At 39.5% G+C, this 24,846-nt stretch carries 25 protein-coding genes and 4 pseudogenes; 21 read left to right on the top strand and 8 right to left on the bottom strand.

The features are described 5' to 3' along the window. Positions 1 to 38 precede the first annotated feature (38 nt). Positions 39 to 3,149: an ATP-binding protein gene (locus tag MKX35_RS19610; RefSeq protein ID WP_076301114.1), complete on the bottom strand. Its 3,111-nt coding sequence runs from the start codon at positions 3,147 to 3,149 to the stop codon at positions 39 to 41. Positions 3,150 to 3,368: 219 nt separating this feature from the next. On the opposite strand from MKX35_RS19610, the gene MKX35_RS19605 reads away from it, so the two are divergent. The 4 genes from MKX35_RS19605 (at position 3,369) to MKX35_RS19590 (ending at position 6,085) form a co-directional block, all read left to right on the top strand. Next, positions 3,369 to 4,169 (top strand): phosphotransferase, encoded by an 801-nt coding sequence (locus tag MKX35_RS19605; RefSeq protein ID WP_081383102.1) that lies wholly within the window; start codon positions 3,369 to 3,371, stop codon positions 4,167 to 4,169. Between the two features lie 76 nt (positions 4,170 to 4,245). Next, complete coding sequence (locus tag MKX35_RS19600) at positions 4,246 to 4,599, top strand: VOC family protein (protein WP_042188233.1); 354 nt, start codon at positions 4,246 to 4,248, stop codon at positions 4,597 to 4,599. Positions 4,600 to 4,856: 257 nt separating this feature from the next. Further along, on the top strand, positions 4,857 to 5,438 hold the full coding sequence (locus tag MKX35_RS19595) for a TetR/AcrR family transcriptional regulator (RefSeq protein WP_076286965.1): 582 nt from the start codon (positions 4,857 to 4,859) through the stop codon (positions 5,436 to 5,438). Positions 5,439 to 5,461: 23 nt separating this feature from the next. After that, on the top strand, positions 5,462 to 6,085 hold the full coding sequence (locus MKX35_RS19590) for an HXXEE domain-containing protein (protein ID WP_076286964.1): 624 nt from the start codon (positions 5,462 to 5,464) through the stop codon (positions 6,083 to 6,085). 286 nt (positions 6,086 to 6,371) lie between these two features. Here MKX35_RS19590 and MKX35_RS19585 read toward each other — a convergent pair. Beyond that, positions 6,372 to 7,589, bottom strand: a pseudogene (locus MKX35_RS19585) (IS110 family transposase). 425 nt (positions 7,590 to 8,014) lie between these two features. Between MKX35_RS19585 and MKX35_RS19580 the strand changes: the two are divergent. From MKX35_RS19580 to MKX35_RS19565, 4 genes and pseudogenes are all read left to right on the top strand, one after another. Further along, positions 8,015 to 8,458, top strand: a complete 444-nt coding sequence (locus MKX35_RS19580) for a tautomerase family protein (protein WP_081383103.1) — start codon at positions 8,015 to 8,017, stop codon at positions 8,456 to 8,458. 48 nt (positions 8,459 to 8,506) lie between these two features. Continuing rightward, positions 8,507 to 8,968, top strand: coding sequence for a GNAT family N-acetyltransferase (locus MKX35_RS19575; RefSeq protein WP_076286962.1), 462 nt, complete (start codon positions 8,507 to 8,509; stop codon positions 8,966 to 8,968). Positions 8,969 to 9,131: 163 nt separating this feature from the next. Continuing rightward, the gene (locus tag MKX35_RS19570; protein WP_076301117.1) at positions 9,132 to 9,629 is read left to right on the top strand and encodes a hypothetical protein; all 498 of its coding nucleotides are present in this window, start codon (positions 9,132 to 9,134) and stop codon (positions 9,627 to 9,629) included. 220 nt (positions 9,630 to 9,849) lie between these two features. Next, positions 9,850 to 10,089 (top strand): annotated as a pseudogene (locus tag MKX35_RS19565) (aminoglycoside phosphotransferase family protein); the annotation flags it as partial. A gap of 59 nt (positions 10,090 to 10,148) precedes the next feature. Here the strand turns inward: MKX35_RS19565 and MKX35_RS31930 are convergent. Together MKX35_RS31930 and MKX35_RS19560 are read right to left on the bottom strand one after the other, a co-directional pair. Continuing rightward, a pseudogene (locus MKX35_RS31930) lies at positions 10,149 to 10,217 on the bottom strand (GMP synthase (glutamine-hydrolyzing)); the annotation flags it as partial. Positions 10,218 to 10,244: 27 nt separating this feature from the next. Next, positions 10,245 to 10,385 (bottom strand): hypothetical protein, encoded by a 141-nt coding sequence (locus MKX35_RS19560; protein WP_179085873.1) that lies wholly within the window; start codon positions 10,383 to 10,385, stop codon positions 10,245 to 10,247. 113 nt (positions 10,386 to 10,498) lie between these two features. Here MKX35_RS19560 and MKX35_RS19555 point away from each other — a divergent pair, with 113 nt between their 5' ends. The 3 genes and pseudogenes from MKX35_RS19555 to MKX35_RS19545 all read left to right on the top strand — a co-directional run bounded on the left by MKX35_RS19555 (position 10,499) and on the right by MKX35_RS19545 (position 11,739). Then, positions 10,499 to 10,753 (top strand): cold-shock protein, encoded by a 255-nt coding sequence (locus MKX35_RS19555; protein ID WP_076301118.1) that lies wholly within the window; start codon positions 10,499 to 10,501, stop codon positions 10,751 to 10,753. Positions 10,754 to 10,888: 135 nt separating this feature from the next. Beyond that, positions 10,889 to 11,017: pseudogene (locus tag MKX35_RS19550) on the top strand (MarR family transcriptional regulator); the annotation flags it as partial. 59 nt (positions 11,018 to 11,076) lie between these two features. Further along, positions 11,077 to 11,739, top strand: a complete 663-nt coding sequence (locus tag MKX35_RS19545) for an NAD-dependent epimerase/dehydratase family protein (protein ID WP_076286956.1) — start codon at positions 11,077 to 11,079, stop codon at positions 11,737 to 11,739. Between the two features lie 292 nt (positions 11,740 to 12,031). On the opposite strand, the gene MKX35_RS19540 is transcribed toward MKX35_RS19545, so the two are convergent. Then, positions 12,032 to 12,400: a transposase gene (locus MKX35_RS19540; RefSeq protein WP_256716443.1), complete on the bottom strand. Its 369-nt coding sequence runs from the start codon at positions 12,398 to 12,400 to the stop codon at positions 12,032 to 12,034. Positions 12,401 to 12,478: 78 nt separating this feature from the next. Between MKX35_RS19540 and MKX35_RS19535 the strand changes: the two genes are divergently transcribed. The 3 genes from MKX35_RS19535 (at position 12,479) to MKX35_RS19525 (ending at position 14,527) form a co-directional block, all read left to right on the top strand. Then, a complete protein-coding gene (locus MKX35_RS19535) occupies positions 12,479 to 13,045 on the top strand; it encodes a MarR family winged helix-turn-helix transcriptional regulator (RefSeq protein WP_149645603.1) in 567 nt (188 codons plus the stop codon). A 108-nt stretch (positions 13,046 to 13,153) separates the two neighbouring features. Further along, the gene (locus tag MKX35_RS19530) at positions 13,154 to 13,657 is read left to right on the top strand and encodes a hypothetical protein (RefSeq protein ID WP_179086706.1); all 504 of its coding nucleotides are present in this window, start codon (positions 13,154 to 13,156) and stop codon (positions 13,655 to 13,657) included. Positions 13,658 to 13,660: 3 nt separating this feature from the next. Continuing rightward, on the top strand, positions 13,661 to 14,527 hold the full coding sequence (locus MKX35_RS19525; RefSeq protein WP_076287107.1) for an SDR family oxidoreductase: 867 nt from the start codon (positions 13,661 to 13,663) through the stop codon (positions 14,525 to 14,527). A 533-nt stretch (positions 14,528 to 15,060) separates the two neighbouring features. Here the strand turns inward: MKX35_RS19525 and MKX35_RS19520 are convergent. From MKX35_RS19520 to MKX35_RS19510, 3 genes are all read right to left on the bottom strand, one after another. After that, positions 15,061 to 15,345 carry a hypothetical protein gene (locus tag MKX35_RS19520; protein WP_076287106.1) on the bottom strand — a complete coding sequence of 95 codons (285 nt, stop codon included), beginning with the start codon at positions 15,343 to 15,345 and terminating at the stop codon, positions 15,061 to 15,063. A 2-nt stretch (positions 15,346 to 15,347) separates the two neighbouring features. Continuing rightward, positions 15,348 to 15,644 carry a DUF2089 family protein gene (locus MKX35_RS19515; protein ID WP_076287105.1) on the bottom strand — a complete coding sequence of 99 codons (297 nt, stop codon included), beginning with the start codon at positions 15,642 to 15,644 and terminating at the stop codon, positions 15,348 to 15,350. A 618-nt stretch (positions 15,645 to 16,262) separates the two neighbouring features. After that, the gene (locus MKX35_RS19510) at positions 16,263 to 16,961 is read right to left on the bottom strand and encodes a MerR family DNA-binding transcriptional regulator (RefSeq protein ID WP_076299725.1); all 699 of its coding nucleotides are present in this window, start codon (positions 16,959 to 16,961) and stop codon (positions 16,263 to 16,265) included. 157 nt (positions 16,962 to 17,118) lie between these two features. Here MKX35_RS19510 and MKX35_RS19505 point away from each other — a divergent pair, with 157 nt between their 5' ends. From MKX35_RS19505 to MKX35_RS19475, 7 genes are all read left to right on the top strand, one after another. Next, on the top strand, positions 17,119 to 17,985 hold the full coding sequence (locus MKX35_RS19505) for an alpha/beta fold hydrolase (RefSeq protein ID WP_076299726.1): 867 nt from the start codon (positions 17,119 to 17,121) through the stop codon (positions 17,983 to 17,985). An 80-nt stretch (positions 17,986 to 18,065) separates the two neighbouring features. Then, the gene (locus tag MKX35_RS19500; protein ID WP_143759486.1) at positions 18,066 to 18,755 is read left to right on the top strand and encodes a hypothetical protein; all 690 of its coding nucleotides are present in this window, start codon (positions 18,066 to 18,068) and stop codon (positions 18,753 to 18,755) included. Between the two features lie 251 nt (positions 18,756 to 19,006). Beyond that, positions 19,007 to 19,633, top strand: a complete 627-nt coding sequence (locus tag MKX35_RS19495) for an RNA polymerase sigma factor (protein ID WP_341044399.1) — start codon at positions 19,007 to 19,009, stop codon at positions 19,631 to 19,633. Further along, on the top strand, positions 19,630 to 20,538 hold the full coding sequence (locus tag MKX35_RS19490; protein WP_256716321.1) for a hypothetical protein: 909 nt from the start codon (positions 19,630 to 19,632) through the stop codon (positions 20,536 to 20,538). The genes MKX35_RS19495 and MKX35_RS19490 overlap by 4 nt, the downstream gene beginning before the upstream one ends. A gap of 152 nt (positions 20,539 to 20,690) precedes the next feature. Then, the gene (locus tag MKX35_RS19485) at positions 20,691 to 21,020 is read left to right on the top strand and encodes an ArsR/SmtB family transcription factor (protein ID WP_371915753.1); all 330 of its coding nucleotides are present in this window, start codon (positions 20,691 to 20,693) and stop codon (positions 21,018 to 21,020) included. Next, the gene (locus MKX35_RS19480) at positions 21,020 to 21,436 is read left to right on the top strand and encodes an SRPBCC family protein (protein ID WP_076299728.1); all 417 of its coding nucleotides are present in this window, start codon (positions 21,020 to 21,022) and stop codon (positions 21,434 to 21,436) included. Before MKX35_RS19485 ends, MKX35_RS19480 begins: the two co-directional genes overlap by 1 nt. A gap of 102 nt (positions 21,437 to 21,538) precedes the next feature. Further along, the gene (locus MKX35_RS19475) at positions 21,539 to 24,706 is read left to right on the top strand and encodes an ATP-binding cassette domain-containing protein (RefSeq protein WP_076299729.1); all 3,168 of its coding nucleotides are present in this window, start codon (positions 21,539 to 21,541) and stop codon (positions 24,704 to 24,706) included. Positions 24,707 to 24,846 lie beyond the last annotated feature (140 nt).

Raw genomic sequence — 24,846 nt, 5'->3', positions numbered from 1 at the left:
AAGCCACTCCTTATGGAATGGCTTTTTTATTTGATATATTATTCACTGTCCTCCGGTATAACAAAGGATACCAAAGTACCTTCATCTTGTTTACTTTGAATAAAAAGACCCTGACCATACAATTGCATCAGTCTTCGATGGGTGTTAGCCAGTCCGATGCCACTTTTAGCTTTTATGGTCGGTTCCAGCAACAACGCGAGCGTTCTATGATCCATACCTTGCCCATTATCCTCCACTTCGATCTTTACAGCATTGTTCAGACGTGAGATCCGAATATAAACGGTACCCCCCTGTTGACGCTTGAGCAGACCATGCTTGATAGCATTTTCTACCAAGGGTTGGATGGATAGAGGGGGTAACAGGATATTAATGTCTGGATCTACCTCCCAAACAACGGAAATTCGTTCTGCAAATCGTGTTTGTTCAATATACAAATAAGATTCTACCAGCTCTAGTTCATGAGAAAGGTTCACGAGTTCTCCGATATTTAAAAAGTCAAAGCTGATTCGCAAAAAGGAAGTAAATGCAGTGATGAGCTCTTGCATCTTTTTAGTATCCATATCACTGAGTGCCGCAATAGAGTTCAATGTATTGAACAAGAAATGGGGTTGTATCTGTGCCTGTAGATAAGCCGCTTCAATACGCACCCGTTCATTAAAAGAAATTTTCATCGCTGTTAAGGCTCGAATGCGATATTTGAGTTCAACTGCATCCACCGGTTTGGTAACATAATCATTTGCGCCGGAGTAGAATCCAGTGTAAATATCCTCAGGTTGACTGCGGGCAGTCAGCAATAGCACTGGGAGCTCATATAGGGAATAACGAGCGCGAACCTTTTGCGTTAATTCATATCCTGACATATGCGGCATCATTACATCACTAATCAGTAAATCCCAACTCTTTTTATCTAGCCAATCCAGTGCCTCTTGTGCTGAGTTCACTGTCGTAATGAGATAAGGTTCGTTTTCGAGAATGCCCTTTAGCACATTCAGATTAACAGGGTCATCATCTACCACCAAGAGATTCACCTTCGCATCTGTAAAGAGTGGCGGGATTTTGTCAGTGTGTTGATTAGTTTGTTCGGAAATCCCCCATTCAGCCATCTGCTTATAAATCTCATCTGGTGTATACGTTGTTATAGGTGAAACCTCTCTTACTATCTGTTCGCTATAGGAATCAGCAAGGGGTAGTGCAAAACTGAAAGTTGAACCTTTGCCGAGTTCAGAATGTATGCTCAAGCTGCCACCATGTAGTTCTACCAACTGCCTACTAATGCTTAGTCCCAGTCCAATTCCACGCCCGTCATTTATTCCGTGAGGGCCTTGCTCATAGGGGAGGAATACCCGCGCCATGGTCTCTTCGGTCATGCCTACTCCGGTATCTGTTACATATATAAAGACATGAGCGTCTTTTTCCTCAGCTGAAACAGAAACAAGTCCTTGCTCGGTGTATTTGAGCGCGTTGTGCACTAGATTTAATAATACTTGTACTAGTCGTTTCTCATCCGCAAGAATAGGAGGCATAGATTCTGGTATGTTCATGGATAGCCGTACCGGTTTGCCTTCAATCATATATTGAAGCATATTGATGACTCCGGGAACCACCGATTGAACCAAAATAGGCTCCTGATGCAAAATAACGCGATGCTCTTGAAGACGTACTACATCCAGTAGATCACCAAGCATATGGGACATACGGCGGCTAATAGTAATCAGTAACTCCATATCTTGCCGGCTACTCTCATAGAGTCTATCCTTTTCCTTCGTTATTATATTTTGCGCGATATTCATAATTCCATGAACTGGTGTTCGCAGCTCGTGAGAAGTATTGGCGAGAAACTGATCCTTGAGTTTGTCCGCTTTTTTCAGCTGTTCATTTAGCTCCATGTTCTCTTTGGCATTCTGAAAATACTTTTTAAACCAATAAGCTGAGAAGCCAACGATGGCGGAAATAATATCCACAGGATAGTAAACAATTGAATAATGGCCGTTATTATCCCACAAATTCCATAACAAATTAGAGATGATGGCCGCACCTGATATCAGTAGAAAAACAACATCTTTTTCATCTTGCCTTTTGAACAATAAGCGCCCCAAGCTATATATTAACCAGATGAAGGGGATATACTGAAACACTTGAATGATTCCCCAGTGAATCGATGTACTGACCAAATAAGCAGGAACGATAAATATAAATAAGGTATAAAGGAAAAGACACCACGTGTAAGCACGTAACCACTTGTTGACTTCGGCACCTGAGGTGAATTTCCTGAAAACAATCAGAATAAAAAGGTTCTGCCATAAGAAGGCGATTAAACGGATTTTTAATGACCAAGTGTAATTAATCGGCAGTAATGCTAGAACTAAATTGTCATTTCGGGCTAAAAGGATTACGGCTACAGATAATGTCATTAGCCCTACAAGAAACAGGGCACGTTCTTTAGGATTAAATAAATACAGAATACAGGCATACAGCCCATGTAGTAGCAGGATGATTGCAGTAAGTATTTGAAATCCAACGGTATAAAAATTTGTCCGGTTAACCACTTCCTGAGAGCCAAAGAAAATAGGCCCACTAATACCGCCTTTATAGGGGTGATCAAAGTTTGCTACCTGAATAAGTACATCTATTTCTGTCATATTTTTCGAAAAATATGATGCTGTAAATGAGGTGGTTCTTGGTGCATATGTATTGGCATCGAGAGAAACTGTCCCATTATTGAGAACAGGGGTACCGTTAATTTCCACACTGGAGGCGGAATAAATTTGTTTGATCCAGAACGAGATAGGCTCCTGAAGCGGTTCTACCAAAATACGCAGACGGTAAGTCCCGTATCCATATGAAGTTGTGTTATCAGTTCCGATAGCGTGGCTCCATTTCCCAGGAACTTGAAGCGCTTGGGATTGTTTTGGGCTAGTGGAAGTCTTGGATGAAACAAATTGCGAAGGATAGAAGCTCCATTCACCATCTAGCCTGAATAAGTTAGCTTTCTCCAGATCCTGGCCACGTAAATCCAGTACACCGTTGCTAATCATAGGTACATTGTTGGAAACCTTAAATATGCTGAACCAAATGCAGCGTAAGCCAAAGAGAACGCTGATAAAAAGTAGAATGATAGCTAATTTGTTTAGGATCGTATTATTTTTCATGAGAACATTATAGCAAATAATTCTAATCTAGATTCTAAAATGGCTTTATTTATATAAGATGAGCAAATGCCAGCAATGATCTTAAAGGACAGTATAGTTATAATTGTTCTTTCTAAACAATAACTTGTAAATATTGTTATTATTAGAGAGGGAGTTTTCATCGCTAACAGGTCAAAATCTGCAACAGGTAATGCACTGAAAAGAAAAGGAATGAACCTAATGACTAAGGAAGAAGTGTTAAAAGGCGGTAATGTAAATCATATAGTCCGTATGGCGAACACTGTTCGCCGCCCTATAGGTTATTGGAGTCCGAATGTTCATGAACTACTCAAACACTTGGAACAACAGGGCTATGAGGGAGCACCAAAATTCCTCGGAATCGATGATTCTGGTCGTGAAATATTGACATTTATTTCTGGAGAAGTTCCAGGGAATAATTATCCAAACCTTGAACCGTATATGTGGACGGACGAAACGCTTGTGGGTCTGGCACACCTTATACGTCGTTTCCATGATGTGACTACAGTGTTCAGGTCCAATATGGAGGACAGATGGCAGCTTAGCTATGCCGATGATGCCGAACATGAAGTGATCTGTCATAATGACGCAGCATTGTATAATGTTGTCTTTCAAAAGGAGGCTCCTGTGGCGCTCATTGATTTTGACATGGCAGGTCCAGGTCCGCGTATGTGGGACATTGCGTACACCCTTTACACATCTGTTCCACTTGCGAGTTTTGCACCTGACCATACTTCTGGAACCATAGTAGCATACCAATGTGAAATACATGCCGTAGAGCGACGTCGGCGAATTCATTTGTTTTTTGAAGCTTATGGAATTCCCGTCCCAAATAATCTGCGACAGTGGATTATACAACGTTTGATAGTACTGTGTGATACGTTGAGAAATGGTGCTGCTGATGGGAATCCTGCCTTTCAGAAAATGGTTGATGAGGGTCACTTGGCCCACTATGAGAGTGAGATTAGGTTTGTAACAGATCATTTCGAAGATTGGATATAAAAATCGGATATTCCGCTCACGGACAGGATCATTGAATAAAATTAAAAAAGTATACCATTAGAATTGAGGTCTGAGAATGAGTGTAAAACGAATTGTCACAAATATTAAAACGCAGAATGTTTCGGCAGCAAAAAGCTTTTACCAGGACGTACTCGAGCTTGATTTATTGATGGATCATGGTTGGATTGAAACATACGGCTTACTGGGGAAGGAGAACATTCAAATAAGCTTCGCATCACAGGGCGGCTCCAATACGCCTACTCCTGATCTATCGATTGAAGTTGATGATGTCGATGCAGTGTTTGAACGTATGAAGAGTGCTGGATATACGATAGAATATGGACCTGTCGATGAGCCTTGGGGTGTTCGGCGATTCTATGTCCGCGACCCATTTGGCAAACTTATCAACATCCTTGCTCATGGACATTAGATAAACGGTCACGGCGTGCAGAAATCTAGATTGTTAAACAAACTTGAAACGATAGTGGAGGAGCTTCCTATAGGGTAGCTCCTTTTATTATTAAACTAACGGGCAGGATAGTCACAATGAGACTTTGAGACTTGGTTTGATTCCGGATAAATAAAAGTTGCAAAAAGGAAAAATATTGCTATAATAAGTTTAAACGTCATTTAAAACGTTATTTAAAATGTTGTTTAAATCAGGGTAAATATACTTGGAGGTTGCCTATGGAGACAGACAAAAAGTTGGAAACAAAAGAGAAGATTATGCGTGCCACACTGGAGTTGACCAAACAAGAAGGCTTTGAAAGGATCACTATAAAAAAAATTGCAGAAGCCTCAAGCACGAATGTCGCTCTAGTTAACTATTACTTTGGGTCCAAAGAAAACTTGTTTAGCGAGTCCATCAAATTGATATTGAACAGCTTTCAGCATACCTTTGCCATACTTGACGATTTCTCTATACCCTCACGGGATAGATTGAAGCAATTTTTACTAGATTATTTGCAAGTGATCCGTCAATATCCCGAATTGCTCTCCAGAATCATCCTGATGGGCAATACCGTTTTCTCCTCCCAGCATGAATATGGATCATTTTTGAATCTATTGGGGTTTCCTAAGATACAAAATACTTTAAGAGAGTTAACCGATGAACAGCAGCCAGAGCACCTGATGACCATGACGATGCAGATTTTTGGAGCGCTTTTTCTACCGGCACTTATGAGTCCTATTCTAGAAACAGGAGCTTCCGTGAAGATTGCACCTATAGAGGAACAGATTGACTTGCTCTTTGCAAGATACTTTCATTAATAAACTCAGATTGAGGTGATTAAATGAATTTTTTGAGAAAATATTGGCAGGATATAGGACTATTCATTGGCATTGTTATATGCATGTATCTTCTAATGAATTGGGAAACAATACCGCGGATAAACAGCATATTATGGTTAAGCTTTGTGGCGATCCTTCTTCATCAGTTTGAGGAATACCGCTGGCCAGGGTACTTTCCAGGCATATTCAATATAGCCCTTTTTAAAAGTGAATCCCCTAACAACTATCCATTAAATAAACAGTCGGCAATGATTATTAATGTGGTCATCGCCTATGTGTTCTACTTGCTCCCTGTATTCTTCCCGTCAGTAGTATGGCTGGGGATGGCACCTGTTTTAATGGGCTTTTTCCAAATCATTTTCCATGGAGTCGTCATTAATATAAGAGCAAAAAGGATGTATAATCCAGGATTAGTCTCCGCAATTATTGTACATTTACCGGTGGGGATCTGGTACATCAACTACTTATATGAGCATCATTTAATAACCCTCTCAGACTGGATTTGGAGTGCAATTTATTTTGCCATAGCTGTTTATATTTTAATAGTGAAAGGAAATACATGGATGAAAAACAAAAACTCCATTCACAAATTTTCGCAAAAACAATTATGGTCTTTTCATAAGTAGGTCCTCATAACCCACCAGAAGGTCCAGTTGTTATAACTCTTGATGTAAAATTAGACGGGGTTAATGTAACTGAAATTGAAGGATGATTATTTTTTAAACTAACGGGAAACGTTAGCTCAATAACACACAATGATGAGTAGGTGCTTCGTATCCTGCTCTTTTTTATTAAACTCCCATGAAAATTAAATCTGCAGTAACTGTAAAGAGGCAAAGTAAATAAGACGCAGTCCATTCATTTTTTTGAATGTCACAGCATCCGAAATAAGAATATGGGTGTCTTAATGAATTAGGAGACTTCTGCAATAGTTACAGAATAACCTAAGTTTTCTAGTCTTCGAACTGCGTATTTCACAATAGATTGTTGCTTCTGCTTGTCAAAGTAATCTTCGCCTAGATCCACGTACATTTCTTCACGAGTCAACAAATAGTAGGCTATTCTCAACATAGCATGCGCGACAGAGATTGCAGCCCTTTTTCTTCCTTTTCTTGCCGCTGTTCGTCTGTACATGGCACCAAGATAGTTCTTTGAGGCTGATAAGGAATGGGCTGCTTCCACTAAGGCGGACTTCAAATATTTGTTTCCGTTTTTAGATTTAGCAGATTTTCTTTTTCCTGCACTTTCGTTATGCCCAGGCACAAGTCCAGCCCATGAGCATAAATGCGCAGCACTGGGAAACTGCTTCTTAATGTTGGTCCCAATTTCGGCTAAGATTTGTTCTGCCATTCGAGTGGCTATTCCAGGAATTGAATCTAAACGTTCGACATCGTCAGAAAATGGAACAACCCTCGTAGCGACTTCCTGGTCTAGCACTGTGATTTGTTCACTTTAAAAATCAATGTGAGTTAAAATAGTCTTAATCATCAAGCGTTGATGAGGGTTTACATAGCCGTGTAAAGCAAGTTCAAGGTCATCCTTCTTTCGTTTCATGGTGCGTCTAGCAAAGTTCGCTAGTTTCTCAGGATCATCTTCACCATCAGCAATAGCATGAAGCATATCACGAGAGGAGACCCCCATAATATCAGAGACAACAGAGCTGAGTTTAATATTGGCTCCTTCTAACACTTTTTGAATTCGGTTATGTTGTCTAGCTCGTTCTTCGATAATACTCCGACGGTAACGAACAAGTTCTCGAAGCTCCCGTTGATTTCGATCTGGAATGAAACTTGCTTTAAGTAACCCATGACGAAGAAGCTTTGCAATCCATTCGGAGTCTTTGACAACTGTTTTACGTCCAGGCAAAGCTTTCATATGCTGGGCATTCACTACTAAAAATTCTACGCCTTCAGCTTCAAGCAAATTTACAATAGGCTTCCAAAATACACCTGTACTTTCCATAGCGACGTGAGTGCATTCATGTTGTTTAATCCAGTCAATTAATTGTAAAAGAAACACTGTTTTAGTCGGAAACGATTGAATCTCCTTTCCATTAGACGTTAGAATACATGCGGTAATGTTATCCTTATGGATATCCATACCACATGCCCGTTCAACTACGATTTCCACTTTCAAGTATCCTCTCTACGGCTAAATTAGGTAAGAGGCTGGTGCAACAATCAGAGTAGGATTAATCTCCCATGAGTGCTTCCCGAAAGGGAGCGACAATCTGTGATGCACCGTGATCGTTGGAGTCAGACTAACGGATGGGCTCGTAGGCACCATAGCTTATCGACCTTCCTCTCCCAGCCATAGTAGAAGTATTAACAAATACAAATATTTTCATCATCTGTGGTGCAGCGCTTGCGCTGCATGTAGGGCTAACGGGACACGATAGCACAATAAACACCAGCTGTGCTGCCGATTAATTTAATCGGTAGCCTTTATTACGCTAACGGGCAGACGGGTTTTATAGTCTGAAAGTAACTGTTATAATTTGGTTGTACCCGAAAATAGTCGAGAAAAGTTGAGAAGAGAAAGGTGAGATGAGGAGCATGGCTCAAGTGAAAATTTTTGGTTTGAAGGAAAATTTAAACCCAATAAAGGAAAGGTTTTCGGAGGTAATTCATACATGTGTAGTTGAAGCATTTAAATTACCCGCCGATAAAAAATTCCATCGTTTTTTTCCAATGGATAGGGAAGATTTTCATTATGCCCCCGATCGTACAGAAGCATATACCATAATTGAACTAAGTATATTTGAAGGGCGTTCGGTGGAATCGAAAAAACATTTGATACGGTCGCTTTTTGAACACATCCAACAAGAACTAAGAATTTCCCCACAAGATATTGAAATAACAATCATCGAGACTCTTAAATCAAATTGGGGAATTAGGGGATTACCTGGTGATGAGCTTCAGCTTAATTTAATAAGGCGATCAGATTTGGTTGCCTATTTTAATTTTGGAACGACTCAGTTTAGTTTAAGAGAATTTTGATTCATGTTGTAAAATATAATTATTTGAAGTATTGGGGGACGAAAGTAAATGTATGATATTTGTATTAAAGAAATCACAAAGAACAATTGGGAAGAAGCATTTGAACTATCAGTACACGAAAGCCAAAAATCTTTTGTTCCAAATATTGCAGAATCACTTGCGTTTGCTTATATAAAACCTTGGGATGAGGCTTTGGACCCTTACGTTTTATATGAAAACAATAGAATTATTGGTGCGTTTTATATTAGCTATACACCAAACAGTGAGGAAAATTATTGGATTGGTGGATTTCAGATTGATAAGGAACTTCAAGGTAAAGGGTACGGAAAACAGGCTCTAAATAAAATTATTGAATATATAAAAGAAAAACACCGTAAATGTAAGGTTATATCTTTAACAGTAGAAAAAGAAAACGAGAAAGCTATTGATTTATATGAGAAGGCGGGGTTTATAAGCCAAAACCAAGAAAATACTTACCAGCAACCTATATATAAGTTAAAGATTGAATAATTAATACTTTCGACTATTCAACTAACGGGACACGATAGTGGAGCAGAGTGCCGCGGCAGCTGCTCCTCTTGTTGTTCAACTATTGGGCAGTTTAACGCAACTTCATTTACTTCGATTCCGTCTAGATATTAGGAGGATTTCTCCATGTTGGGGGACGTTTAAATTGAGATATTTAAATTTCGGTATTTTGATTGGTTTGATGTTATTAATTCTTGTTGGATGTAACAATGAAGTCACAGGTGATGAAAAAATAGCCGAACAATACGTTATGGCTCAAGGTTATAAAGATATCACCTACAAAGGCGAAGTTTATAGCTATACTTTAGAAAAGAGCAAACTTTTCGAAAGTACAGAATCAATACCTTTTCAACAGACTTGGGGCGTTCAAAAGGTAGAACCAGAAAAATATTTTGGGAAAGTCATAAAAATATATGGCTACACAGTTCAAAACCATCCGTTGGAAAAGATATATAAATCGAAAATAAATGTTTATATCATGCTTTCCAAGAGTGAAGTTATCGGTGGCTATTCATTTCCTGATAACGATAGCGACGGAGGATGTTATTCACTGGATGGTAAAACCTTGGAGGAAGTAACAGGATTAAGTTATAAAGAGTGGAGTGATAATTGGAAAAAAAAATATGGAAAGTCATTACGCTAACGGGACACGATAGCTCAATTACGACATAAAGGCAGCCGATCAGTGAATCGACTGCCTTTGTTCAACTAATATGCAGGATAGTTCGAAATCAATGTTGAACTATTGAAGAAAGTAGTGCATGAATAAGAGGTGTGACTATGAGGGTTGAACTTATTGACCCATATTCTGATAGTAGAGCCTATTGCGAGTTGCCAACATTAACATTTAAAAACATCATCAGGATATCGATCACATGGTCGAATACTACCAACGATGTGTCCCTGCGTATTACAAAGGTTTTTCGGAGTATGCAGATGCATCCCCTATCGCCGATAATTGCGTCTTCGAAATGATCCTTCTCATATTCGGGTACAGGCTTGTGGAGTGGTATCTCCACACAGAGGACGATGACGAGAAGACGAAGCGTGTCCATACGCTCCAAAAAATCTATGAAATGAAGACCAGCCCTACGCAGGGTTGAACTCTAAAAAAAGAACTCCGAGAACCCTTGAATGTAATGGGTTTTCGGAGTTTCTTCCATTACTCCCATTCGATCGTCGCCGGCGGCTTGCTCGTGATGTCGTAGACGACGCGGGACATTCCAGTCGGTGAATCAACAGTGGAATTGACAAATGTTTACGGCGTCACATCGGAAGCTCCGATGTACGTCATCGTTACTGGAAACTTCCTGGATTCCTGCCGACATTTGGCCTTAACTTCTTCGACTTGTGCTTCAAGGCTGTACCCCTGCAATATCTTACGTTTTGTCAAAGTCATGGCCAAGTCCTCACCTTCACATTAAGAACGGCATCTGTTTTTTATGCGTCGGAAGCGGGGAAAAAAAGCTCAATCTCCATGATACTTAATAAAGTGACAGAGGAGGTGCTTAAATGGCGGAAAGAAGATGTGGAATGGTCAAATGGTTCAAAGAAGATAAAGGTTACGGACGGATAATGCTAGACGGGCAGGACGGTAACCATGTTTTTGTTCACTTTAGCGAAATACTACCAGACCCTATTAGGTTACCGAACGGCTTTCGGTTTCTTAAAGAGGGTCAAAAAGTTGCATTCGACCTATTCGAGTTCCCGAGTATAGTTGATTCTCAGCGTTGGACAGCTAAGAATCTGCAAATTTTAGAGGATTGAAGGAATCGAAACGTACTTCATGAATGTAACCGAGGAGGAATACAGTTCCAGATATGAAGAAAGGCGGGGTGTTGATGTGTTATAACAATGTGTTGACACAAAAGTAGTTAGGTACCATACTATATATGAACAACAATAATAAATGACATTGACTCTATTCCCTCGCTTCTACAATCCAAGCGTCAGATTGATCGCTATAACCTAGACATAGACGCACAGGCTATACTCGTCGCGTCTAGGCTAATGGCAGCGGGAGCCAAGCTTCACTATGGACAGACGAATTGGTTAATAACAATTTAATTGAGAAAAAGGAGGGATCCATCGTGAAAATAAGAGCGATAATTACAGGAGTTACGGGGATGGTTGGCGAGGGTGTATTACATGAATGCCTGCAGCATCCTGATGTGGAACACGTTTTAGTGATTAACCGCAAACCATGCGGCGTTTCACATCCCAAATTAACTGAAATCATCCACAAAGATTTTTTTGATTTATCTGCAATAAAGTCTCAATTAAGTAACTATAATGCATGCTACTTTTGTTTGGGTGTAAGCTCTGTTGGTTTGAAGGAGGCAGAGTTCGCGCGCTTCTCGTATGATCTTACAATGCATGTGGCAGGCATACTTTCAAGCTTGAATCCAGATATGGTATTCTGCTATGTTTCCGGAATGGGAACGGATAGTACAGAATTAGGAAAAAGGATGTGGGCAAGAGTGGAGGGCAAGACAGAAAATCACCTCATGCAGCTGCCTTTCAAAAAAGCGTACATGTTTCGCCCTGCCTACATCCATCCAATAAAGGGATTAAAAAATACGCATAAATCTTATTATGCATTGATGTGGCTATATCCTATTCTAAGAAGACTATTTCCAAACTTTACTGTGTCTTTAAAGGAGCTTGGTATTGCAATGATTCATACTGTTACAAAAGGATATGATAAATCTATTCTGGAGAGCAAGGATATCATTAAATTGGCTAAATCTTAACCGGGTACTTTTGGCTGATCTCATAATCTAATTCATCTGAGCTCAATAATACAGCTGTTTTATCCGGGTAATTATTCTCAATGTATCGCTCTCCTCAAGTACAAAGCGCATCCAGAATATGCGTAATAGCGTGGCGAGGTAACGCATGCTTGGCCGAATCAAAAAGCCATTTAAACAGCACATAGACCATTAAAGCCACTAATAGTTTGCCATATACTGCGTTTTCTGTCGTGCCAAATAACTTAGGAATATTCAAATGTTGTTTGATCCAGCGAAAGAACACTTCAATCTGCTAGTGAGCTTTATAGATTTGAGCGATTTGTTCTGGTGTTACTTGCATCAAATCCGTAACAACGCGTATTTCTCTATCTTCAAAGTCCCGAAGCCGAATAACAAAGGATTGCTTGTCTGTTTTGTAACGATCCAAACGCTCCAACTTTTCGTAAGCTCGATCCATTACCATAATATAGTCGGGATGTTCTAAATGCTCACTTACCGGCCTGTCATGTCTGGATCCGATCGTTTCCATGACGTTTAGAGGTTGCACTGTTTCAGCCCGCAAGGCCACATGAAGTTTGATACCTGCACGTTCATCGTGATAAGGAGCCCAGGGCAAACGCATTTTCCCAACAGTCATCGTAGTGGCATCAATGAGAAGCAGCTTTTTCGGAAAAGCCGAGGTGTTGATGTGTTATAAAAATGTGTTGACACAAAAGTAATTAGGAGCCATACTATATATATGAACAACAATAATAAAATAATAAATGACATCGATGCTATTCCCTCGCTTGTACAATCCAAGCGTCAGATTGATCGCTATAACCTAGACATAGACGCACAGGCTATACTCGTCGCGTCTAGGCTAATGGCAGCGGGAGCCAAGCTTGGACATGCCTCGGAAATTCATTTCTCTAGATTCGGTTTATCAACAGGGCGATATCGTTTATTGGCAGATCTTGAAGATAACGAAGGAGAAGAGTTGCCTTCGCAATTAGCGGAGCATCTAGGGGTTACACGTGCTACAGTGACTGGTCTTATCGACATTCTTGAACGAGATGGTCTAGTTTCTCGGCGATCAAGCTCAGACGATGGCCGTCAGAGATCGGTCATTTTGACGGAAGAAGGAGCGAAGAAGCTCCGTGAAATGGCTCCTGAGCATTTCGCTCGGCTGGAAGCAATGGTGGGCTTACTCAGTATTGATGAGCGCAGCGTATTTCTCGACTTGCTAGGCCGAGTTACACAAGGCATCTCAGCACTTACGGGCGAACTTGTCTCGAAACCAAAGGGAAACATCAGTAATGAGTAGAATGGGCTAGTGAAGCTAGCCTATTTTTACTCTTATATAGTTAGGTGCCTAATTATAGCTCACTGAAAGCAATCGTTGAACTATTTCAAAGAAGAAGGGAGCAACTAAATGAACCAGATGAAATACCAGAATCAGACAGATGATGTTTACGGTATCAAGGCTGTTGGTTCCAAGAAAAAGACTTTTGTACTATGGCGCGAAGTTGTAATGGCCTATGCTGCTCCTGCCATCATGGCAGGTATCGGGGGATTGGTTACTTCCGATAGGGGGCTTCAAATAGGGGCATTGACCACAATCGGCACTGCATCGGCCTTGATGGCCTTGATGATTGGCCTTTTGTTGCGCAGCCGAGTGGGCCATTTGGGATGGGTCATCGGTGCACCTCACTTGGTTGTGGTAGGGGTGTTCGCATTGGCCGGGTCCTCGTTTGGCCTATTCGCCGCATGGGCGACATCTGGTTTACTAGAAATTATGATTCCGAGCAATGACTTGGCCTGGGTCGGTCGTGTCTGGACCGATTTCCCCTTGTCTGGATTCATAGCAAGTACGATAGTGACATGGCGGTGGCGTCTTGCCGTCGCAACAAATTTTTCATCCAAAAGGAGAAGATAAAAAATGATAGTTATTATGGGAGCAACAGGTACGATAGGCAGTGCGCTTTTGGAACGTTTGGTTGATCTTGGCTTACCCGTCAGGGCGCTGAGCAGAGAGCCAGAGAAGTTGCGTGATCAGATCGGAGAAAAAGGCCGCTCGACTATCGAGGTCGCATTGGCGGATGCTTCCGACCCCGAATCGCTGCGCTGCGCGTTTGCAGGTGCTAGCCAGCTCTTCCTTGCCATGTCCAACAGTCCAAGACAAATTGAATTGGAAACTTCAATCATTCAGATTGCCGCTGAATCCGGAATCAAACACATCGTAAAAATATCCAGCCCTGCTTTTGAGCAGAGTTCTCCAGTGGCAGTGGCTGGCTGGCATCAAGAAATCGAGAAAACGCTGAGGGAATCGGGTCTCACCCACACCGTGTTGCGCCCTTATGCGTTCATGCAAAACTTAATGCGCCTTGCACCAACGATCACAACCCAAAATGTTTTCTTCGGCTCCATGGGCGATTCACCGTGTAACTTCATTGACTGTCGCGATATCGCTGATGTTGCTGCAGAAGTTCTGACCAACCGCGAGGTATCAGGCCAAATATATACGCTTACTGGTTCGGAGATTTTCAGTTATCCCCAGATCGCGAGTCAACTGTCCGCCCTGCTTAATCGGCCGATAAGCTACATCAACATGGAACCCCAAGTACTACTACGTAATCTTATCGAGTACGGCCATATGCCTCCTTGGCTCGCGAACCACGTTGTGGAAATTCAAACCATGTCTACGGTGGTGCCAGAAAGTCCAAATGACACTGTGAAGCGCTTGCTCGGCAGAGAGCCACGCACGCTAAATGCCTTTCTGCATGAGTGTGTAGAAAATTTCCGGTAGAGGCGGAGTCCACCTATTTTGAAATTTGTGTCGTTGGCAGCATTTAATTCCGATCTCAGACAAGTTTTTGAGCTCCCATGAAAATTAAAATAGCTCAAAACTAGAAAAAGAACATAAGAAAGAAGACCCAGAAAGACACTTTTTAAAAAAAGGCTGAGCCTTATGTGTACTTAAATAAAGTTAGGCAGACAGAAAAACAACAAACTTCGTTCTACAATCACTAAAGACTAGGCTGGTGCAAAAACCAGAGTAGGATTAATCTCCCATGAGTGCTTCCCGAAAGGGAGCGACAATCTGTGATGCACCGGGGTCGTTGGAGTCAGACTAAGGGATGGGCTCTAAGGCACCATAGCTCATCGACCTTCTTCGCCAGCCGTAGTAGTAGTATTGACTGATTTTACCCATTTTCATCATCTGTGGTGCGGCGCTTGCGCTGCATGTATGGCTAACGGGCAGGATAGTTGAATTTACATGACAAGAATGATCATCTAATTCTAGGAGATGACCATTCTTTGATTTCTTCTGAATACAAACTATTTTAAGTCGTGAGTCTTTATCTTATCCAATTCTTTTTTTCTCTTCTGGCTAAGGGACTTTCTTCCTGCACTCCATTCTGCAATAAGGAAAAGCAACCCTAATAGTAGATAAAGGATAAAACCTAAAGTGTTTTCGATACGATTAGTAACAAACATCCATATTAAAAACACAATATAGGCTACTGGTATAACTGATCCCCAATAAACGTTGTTCCTGGTTGAAAAAAAGTATTGAACCGCTAATATCCCGACTATAACCAAAAGTCTGTATAAATCATCCATTATTATTCTTTCCTTTCTTGTTTATATTTTTCAATGATCAGTTTTGCGTCCTCTACGTTTATGCGATCATCAATCGATAGTTTTTTGATGAATTTGATGAAGTCCTCATTATCTATAGCGTCATTGATTTTTATTTTCTCGATCAATCTATCGAGCTTAATCCTTACTGTTGGATATGACACTTCATATACTTTTGCGATTTCTTTCAAAGAACCTGATTTGAGAACTAAATTTTTTATGAATTCTAAGTCCTCATTTTCCAAGGATAATATCCAGTTAGGCACTTTTTTTATATCCATGGCATGTTCCCCCTCCTTTCTCATTAATACAGTAACACATCACTTTAATTAAATCAAACAAAATATAAACTTTATTTAACATGAATCTAAATTACTAATTAATTTATATAAGTATATAAGTTATATTTACTTCAATTTTATTGCTGATGAAGAGATTAGAAACGCTTAATAATGATTTTTTTAAGGGATATGAGGGTGTATAAAGTAGATACAATAAAAACAGTTCCTCCTTCATTTTGGGAATTATGATTAAGCTAACGGGGAACGTTAGTTCAATAAACTAGCGGCTGTCTAAATAGTTCCGGGATTCTGCCGTTACAAGGGAGCATCGTTATTAGACGATAAAAGAGAGGGTGTATTCATGAATACACCCATCAGGGTGGTAACGCGAAATCAACTCCGTCCCTTAAGGGAGGAGTTTTTTGCGTTCTTATAAATGATGTTAAGAAGGATTAATAATGTTCCAAAAAATCTATGCTTTCGATCGAATTCTGAGCCAGAATATGTTTATTGCTGTAAGGACTTCTTGCCGAAAGAAGGGGGATGCAGGTGCACTGGTATTTGAGTTAAGTTTTCTTCTTTTTGGAAAGAATGTTTGTTGATATCAAGTTATCAAGTTTAATAGTATTTCACATATTTCATAAGCTCAGCGATTCCTAAAAACTGCTTCATTAATTGACTATTTAATTTTTGTAACGCAAGCTCGAATGACATTTCTACTTTTTTATAGTTTTGTGTCTCTATTTCATTCAGGAGTTGTTTCATATTCTCGATATAATACACGGTCTTCCTTAGACTGCTGATTAGTATAATCTTTCTTAATTCCGTTACAGTATAGACCCTATAGCCGTTGTCTTTGTTTCTGTTAGAAGTAATAAGGCCTTCTTGTTCCCAATGTCGAATGGCTGAAGGCTTAACGCCTACCATTTGTGCAACTTCACCAATAGTCATTGCATTTGTGACCTCTAAATCGTTGTATTTTGATAAATCTGCATTTCGGAACATGCGTAACACATCCTCTAACCTATGCTTTTCCGTTTGTGTATTATGCTGTTCCTGATTGATTGACCAAAGTGCATCCTCAATTTGCCGAGCTTTAATCTTTCTCATCACATCGTACACAACTGGAATCTCATATCCTTGTAAAAGTTCCCGAATCGTAATAAAAGCTTGGACATGAATGTCTGTATAACACCGGCGATTGCTAGGAGTCCTCGGGACTTCTGGAACTAAGCCTTGATCTTCATATCTTCTTAATGTAGTGGTACTTACATTTAATTTCTTAGCTATTATTGTTGGTGTATAATTATCTCCCATAATCGTCATCGCCCCAGAACATTAAAGTTAAACCTTCAAGTGCTACAACAACATTAAATCTAATTTAATTAGATATATCAAGGATTAGTATGGGATAAACCGAAAGATTGCATGAATGTTATATGATATTTTTATAAAACAGTAAGGAGAGGATTGTTTGAAAAAAATCATACGATTAACCAACCATTCAGCAATAGAAGTAGGATTGACAGGAGGATCAGATCGTCCAACCATTATGTTACCTATCGCTAAAAAATCCGTATACAATCAGGAGGCAGAAAATCTAAAGCTATGGGGCGTAGATCCAGAATTAGGTAAACATTTTGTTGAAGGTCTCGCGGATACGTTTCAAGTGCTTTATTTTGATTATGAAGGTCATCTCTTTCAACATCCAGTGGACAACTTAACCGTAGACCATATTGTGAAGGATCTGCTCCTCATTGCTGATGAAATGAACGTTAAGAGCTTTAGCTACTACGGTTATTCTTGGCTAGCTTTAATTGGACTACAATTGGCTATCAGAACAAATCGTCTGGAAAGCTTGGTCATGGGAGGTTTTCCGCCTTATAATGGTCCCTATCAAGAGATGCTGATTGTAACTCACAAAACACATACCCAAGCTTTGAATAATCAAAATGAGGCAGCTGAAAAAAGCTCTATGGAAACAGAGAATCCTGATGAGATAGACTGGGACAACATCAAAGTATCAATGGATACCCGTGTAACAGCTCAATTTGTTGCCTTATACGAGAGCCTCACTGCTTTTGATGATCGTAGTATTCACCATTTACTTAGTCTTCCAAAATTAGCTTTTGCAGGAGAAAATGATACTATCGTATATGGTGAGAATTTTGGAAATGTTACCGTTGATATTGCTGGGATATTAAAGAAGAATACGACGAAGCTGTGTGATTTAGGCTGGGATGTTGAAGTGCTAACGGGAAGCCAAATGGATCATACAAAAGCTATGCAACCAGCCATGGTAATACCATTAATTAAGCCCTGGTTTATAAAACAATTATGAATACAGACTGGACTGTAATTCGGGAGTAGTTGTACCCAGCTGTAAATGAAAGTGAGAGGGTTACAATTAACAAGCTTATTTTGCAAGTAGCATCATCGGTTTTAGCATTTAGTTTACTCGTTGCCTGTAACCATCAACAAATCAACTCATCTACTCAGGAACAAAAACCATCAGAGGTTAGCTTATTTCCAAAAAACGATCTCATGGATTCTATTGTAATTGACGCAGTAAATGAGGATAAATCAATTCGGGCGGAACAGCAAACGGAAAAGGGAACATTATTGATGATAGCCAAAGGTAGAGAAGAACTTGGGCATTTGGTCGTATCGAGCACGATGGGACAAGAGGGTGATCAGACGTTTCAGAGTAATTACTCTATTATCTACAGACAGGGAGATCAGGACAAAGTCTTAATGGAACTACCCAATTACTTGTTTTTCCGACCATCCAGCAAAAAAATATCCTTTGAGAAGCTGATTTTTAAAGAAGCTGAGGTTTACATCCTTACTCCTCAATATCAAACAGGTCATGGCGTGGAAGGATATATTTTCGCGATTGATAAGCAAAATGAAGATGTATTCCCATTGGAAATGGTAAATAAGGAACAAGTCTCGAAAACACTTCTTTATTCAGAAGCAGAGCCTTTACCAAGTATCGAAAATAATATCTTAGTAGTCCATCCACCAGTTGGAGCAGGTACACAAGAAGCAGATGCAAAAGATATCTTTTACAAATTGGAATTACACAATAAACGGTTAGTGGCTGAATAGCATGATTTGAACAAAAAGAAGGTCAGTTCACGAAATCGCGGAGCGTCTATGCTTCTATCTTGAAGCTACAGCAATTCCTCTATAGTTTCTACTTTTAATATATTGGCCGGTGTTACCCGTTAAAGGGTACACCGGCTTTTTTCATAGGAATCAAAAGGATAAGATCACACGTCATATTATTGACATTGAATGTCGAAGCTTATGAAGACATAAAATGATTTCCCGCACTAGTACATAAGAAAAAAACTTTTTTGCAACCAAAACCCTTCTTTTCTTACTTTATAAGTGAGGCCTTAATCAAACTGAACGGAAGTGATGGAGTGGACGATAGTGAAATCATACAGCTGTACTTTGCCCGCAAGGAAACAGCAATAGAAGAAACATCCAAAAAATATAGAAATTATTGTACCAAGATTGCTCATAACATTCTGTCTAATTTTGAAGATTCGGAAGAATGCGTGAACGATACCTTTCTAGGAGCGTGGGAAACGATACCGCCGAAGACGCCTGCTAAGCTCTCATCTTTTTTGGGGAGGATCACACGAAATATCGCGTTAAATAAACACGATTATTACATGGCCAAAAAGCGGAATAAAACATTCGATACGATTCTTGATGAATTAAATGATTGTTTATCCTCTCCAGACAATGTCGAAAGTCAATATGAGGAAGAACAAATCGCTGAATCTATAAGCAATTTTCTGCTGAAGATTAATGAAGATCATCGGAATATTTTTCTTAGACGTTACTGGTATTCCGATTCTTTGGCTGATATCGCAACTCGATTCTCAATAAGTGAAAGTAAAACGAAATCGGTTCTTTTTAGAACACGAAAAAAACTCCAATTATACCTTATGAAAGAGGGCTATATCCTATGAATAATAAAGATCTATTTAAGACTATTGGTTATGTAGACGGCAATCTGGTGGAAAAGGCCAACACTGCGAGGCGTACTAATAAGAGAACATATGCGAAGTGGGGAACCATGGCTGCTTGTGCTGCACTTGTGTTAGGAGTGGCCATTTATACATCTCCTCTAAAGTCATCATTAACGAATTCACCACAAATCTCGCAGCAAACGCCAGTTTCAGCTCCTACCGGAGTTCGGAAAATTTTAAATTACAACGGATTTCGTTATGCATTCGTAAGTGATGGTGCTCAGTTTAAGTTCACAGGAATGAAGCCTGAAAAATCACTTGGAACCATAGATTTTGATATTAACCAAGAGATCGGGAAGAACAATGGAGGAGAAGTTGTAGAAAAGGATTTTTCGTCTACGTTCGCTGTTGGAGGTAAGTTATATGAAATTCCGACGTACCCATCCCAATTCCGCATCGCTGTTAAAGTTGAGGAGCATTATTATTTGGCAGAAATCGTGGCGAAGACTAACGATTCTACGATGACCGCTAAAGAATATCTGGATATGTCTAATCTAAAAGAGCATGCAAAAGATATCCATGTTCTTAATCATGTGGGAAATGACGTGTTAAAGAAAATGACAGATCATGCTTCTGTGGAGTCTATCATTGATGGATTGTACAGCGCAAAAACAGCTGATTTAAGTAATAAAGAATACGAGGCTATTGCAGAGGCGCAATCCCAAGGGAAATCGTATCAGTTAAAGTTTAACCTCAAGGATGGAACCTATATGGGCATGTATATCATTCCTGAATTAAAAGTCGTATCTATGGGAGATGCTTACTATCATTTGCCTGACACCTTTTTTGAACAATCTGGAGATCTTTTTTCAGGGCTAAAACAAGAAGTGTTGCCGCTTTACTGAGTATTCCTTTAAAAATAAATAATATAATTTTAAGATTATTGACACGACACCTTTTGGTGTCCTATAATCAAATAGACACTAAATGGTGTCCAATTGGGTACTGATGAAGTATAATCGGTCACACTACAGGTAATATTACGGAAAAGGTGGGGGTGGTTTTGAACGATAATAGTCAAGTGAGGGATGTATATGACGCTGTTGCAGATCCAACAAGGCGAAAATTACTTCAAATCCTGGCTGATGTTGATGAATTACCCCTACATGAAATCACGATTCATTTCGAAATGGGCCGTACTGCAGTATCTAAGCACTTGTCTATTCTTAAAGAGGCTGATCTTGTAGTTGCTCGAAAGGTTGGTAGAGAAACGAGGTATCGTTTGAATGCCAATCCATTGAAAGAAATTCGGGATTGGGTATCTTTTTACGAAGGCTTCTGGAAAGAAAGAATCGATAAACTAAAACTTTTATTGGAGGAAGAATAATGAAACCAGATGTATCCTTAGATTATCAATTTACAAGCTCCATCGAGAAGGTATGGAACGCTTTGACGGATTCAGATACACTTGCGAAATGGATTTGGAGCAATGACTTTAAACCAGTCGTAGGGCATAAATTTCAATTTCGTGCAGAGCCAAATGAATGGTGGGATGGTATTGTAGATTGCGAGGTTCTCGTAGTAGATGAGCCACATACATTATCCTATACTTGGCATAGTGCCGGGGAAGGTACTACAGTTACTTGGACTTTGAGCAAAGAGGAAGATGGTAAGGTTCATCTGCATCTTGCTCAATCTGGATTTAGTGAAGAGACCAAAGCTCGCCAAGGTGCTATCGAGGGCGCTAAATATGCTTGGATGAATATGGGCAGTCAGCTTGAAAAAGTATTAGCAGAACTGTAATTTCAAGAATAGGGCGCTTTTCTGAAAATGGAAAGTGCCCTTTTTAATGGAATAAATGATGGCAATACTAAATGAAGAGAATGGAGATGAGATGATACCACTATGAAAATCAATCGATTGATTGCGAACAATATTAATAAGTTAGATGCAGTACTTCCAGTTGAGCAATCCCTAGGGATTGCTGGTTTATCCGGATCTGGTAAAACCACCTTTTGTCAAACCATCGGCGAAGAATCCAAGAAACGTCTCGTTTCTTTATTGCCAAAGGCAGAATATCAGTATTTATTCCCTAACATTATGGAGACTAATTTCAGTGCGATTCAGATGGAAGAAATGCCACTTGTACTTTTTCTAGGGAGATCATCTATTTCTTCCAATCCTCGTTCAACCATTGGCACACATACGGGTGTGTTCACAGAGATTCGAGTTGCGATTGCTGAACAATATAACCTATCGCCAGAGGTTTTTTCATTTAATAATGAATTAGGCTGGTGCCCAGATTGTAAAGGTCGCGGCACTACTAAAAATGTCGAATGTAAAAAGTGTAAGGGTAAGCGATATAATCACGAAGCTGAACAATACAAAATGGAGTTATTAGACCAAGACAAGAGTATTTCCGATATTAATGACTTAAGCATTGAAACCATTTTTTCTCTAGCAGAAGTTCTAAACATTAGTGAAGGTAAACAAAACATTCTAAAGAACATAATCCATATGAATATTGGTTATCTAACCTTAAATCGTATAATGGGTACCTTGTCAGGTGGAGAGTTAACACGACTTTACTTGGCAGAATTCATGGCAACCAGTGAAAATACAGTAATTATCATTGACGAAATCTCTGTGGGTCTGGATCACCAAACCCTTTTAAAAATATTAGAGCAGATAAAACAACTAGGATTTAAGAATCAAATTTGGCTTATTGATCATTCGGATACCGTATTAGACATAACGGACGAGCAATTGTTCTTTGGGCCAGGAAGTGGTAAATATGGCGGGAAAATCGTTGAAGAATCGCCACGTCCGGCGCCGATCAATGGAGAGATAAATCAAGCTAAACCAACAGAATACTATCATTTTCATGATCTTTACTGTCGTAATATTCAAATCGCCGAAATTCAGATTCCCCGTAATAGACTTGTAACGTTCACTGGGGAATCTGGCTGCGGTAAATCTACATTGGTCAATGAGTGTATGTCCAAGGATTTTGTGAAGCGATATCCCAAGGATAAGCTGGTGATTGTGGGGCAGGATCGAAATCAATCGATTACCAGCCGGTCTACGGTTGCGACTTTTCTTGATATTAAGAGAAAGCTCACAAAATATAGTGAAGAGATTGATGATATTTTTCAGCGCTCAATTGAAGATATTATTGATGATCTGCCAAATGAAGACCTCGCTCATAAACGTTTAAGTTTATTGATCAAGCTTGGGCTGGGTTATTTAACGTTGGAAAGAAAAACACAGTCTTTATCCACAGGTGAATTTCAATGTGTTCATTTAGTCTCCGAGCTATTCGCAGGTTCAAGAAACCCCAATACACTTTTCATTTTTGACGAGCCTTCCAAAGGGTTATCACAAAATATTCTAAATCAATTCATTGATAGCATTAGAGTCATTCTTCAGGACGAATCGGTCTCCATAATGATGATTGAACATAACTCGTATATGCTGGAAAACTCTGATTTTATCGTTGATTTTGGTAAAAGACAGCTTGAACCTGTTGAGCATCTAGAAGTTGTCGGTCATCAAAATTATTATCTCGAGCAAAACAGTGAAGATCATGTCGCCCCATTGCAGATTTCTTCAACACTGCGTCAACAAAATGGCATTAACTATTTAAAAGAAAATCAAATTGCCTACTTTAAAAATGCGGAAAACGTTTATAAAGGTGGCATCTTAAAAAGCTTATCCTCTATGGCGCGTTTGATATATGGTGAATATGAATCAGATACCATTGCACCTGTCATCGCCATTGATCTGGAAAGACACTTATATAGTCAATATACTTTTCTATATGAAATTGGTGGCTTGATCAACCAAATTGTAACGGCACATCCAACTAATAAAGATACAAATAGCTTCGATTTCTATAATCAAGACAATCATTGTCCATGCTGCAAGGGACGTCGAGTCATTGAAAAATTTGATTTTGAAGTTGTTCTTCGGGATAAAAATGTGCCATTTTGGGATGGCTTGTTACATCCAGATGCAATGGATATTCTGAAATTCTATCAATTCCCCAAAATAAAATTCATCTTTGATGAGATTAAGAATGAACTCGGACAAGATATCAGTAAGAGTTATAATGAGATGACGGATGCAGAAAAGCATACTTTTTGGTACGGATATTGGGAAAAGTCATTTTATGATAAAGCAAGCAAGGCATCAAGAACTTGGGAAGGCTTTAATTACATCATTGGGAACTACATGGTGATATCAAAAGCGATTATTAAAGAGCATATTAAACAGTCCAAAATACTGATTACCTGTCCAATCTGTGAAGGAACCGTACTAAATCATCATAAGAAGCTAAAGTTTGGCGACACAGATATTCGTGAGATCATTGGACTACCTCTTGATCAAGTGATCAGTACCGTTGGCAAATTACAGGTGCTTGAAAAAATGAAAGCTATTGTCGGCGGTGATATGGTTCTAACAGTGGATGTCTCTCTATTGCCTAGGGAAATACAAGTTGCTCTAAAAATGCTTGAACTTGAAGTAGCGAGCTTTGCACACTATGAAATGGTATTGCAAAATGCACTGCCATTCTGGGGCGATATTAGCGGCAGTATTGAATCAATTAGCTTGAATAATCAGATTACGATTTGTGATTTTGAGAATATCACCGAAACCAGAGAATACATCATTGATAAGTTTTTCACGAATGGAAAATACAAAAAGCTGACCTATGTTTATGAAGCGTTTGGATACAAAAAGCTGGTCACTTTAATTAATAAGATAAAAGCTAGTCAGCCATGTCCATTCTGTAAAGGAAAGAAAGTCATATCAGAAGATGGACTCCATGATGGTGTTTATAAGTTAACGATTCCATGTGTTAGTTGTTACGCAAGTGGCATTAATGATGAAGGGCGTAAAGAAATTGTCGAAGGCATTGACGTACAAACTTGGCTAACTGGCAATGTAAGTGATGTTATGTCTGAAAGCTCAAATATTGATGCTGTAGCAGATATTCCAATTTTCAATCGTATTCGGGAGTTAAATAAACATGAAATGATGGCCGTTTATCATTACCTTGAAAATAATTAGTTAACCTAATGAAACCGCGCTATGCGCGGTTTTTTATTATATGGACACACATTTGGGATAGTAAACGATGTGACATAACTCACAATTTAGACACATCTTATTAATAGGGATAGCTACATTGAGCTATAGGCATGCAACTT

The sequence above is a fragment of the Paenibacillus sp. FSL R5-0923 genome, assembly GCF_038009145.1.
In the GTDB taxonomy this organism is placed as follows: domain Bacteria; phylum Bacillota; class Bacilli; order Paenibacillales; family Paenibacillaceae; genus Paenibacillus_AQ.
The sequence above is the reverse complement of the archived record's forward strand: the minus strand, read 5'-3'. Positions and strand labels throughout refer to the sequence as shown.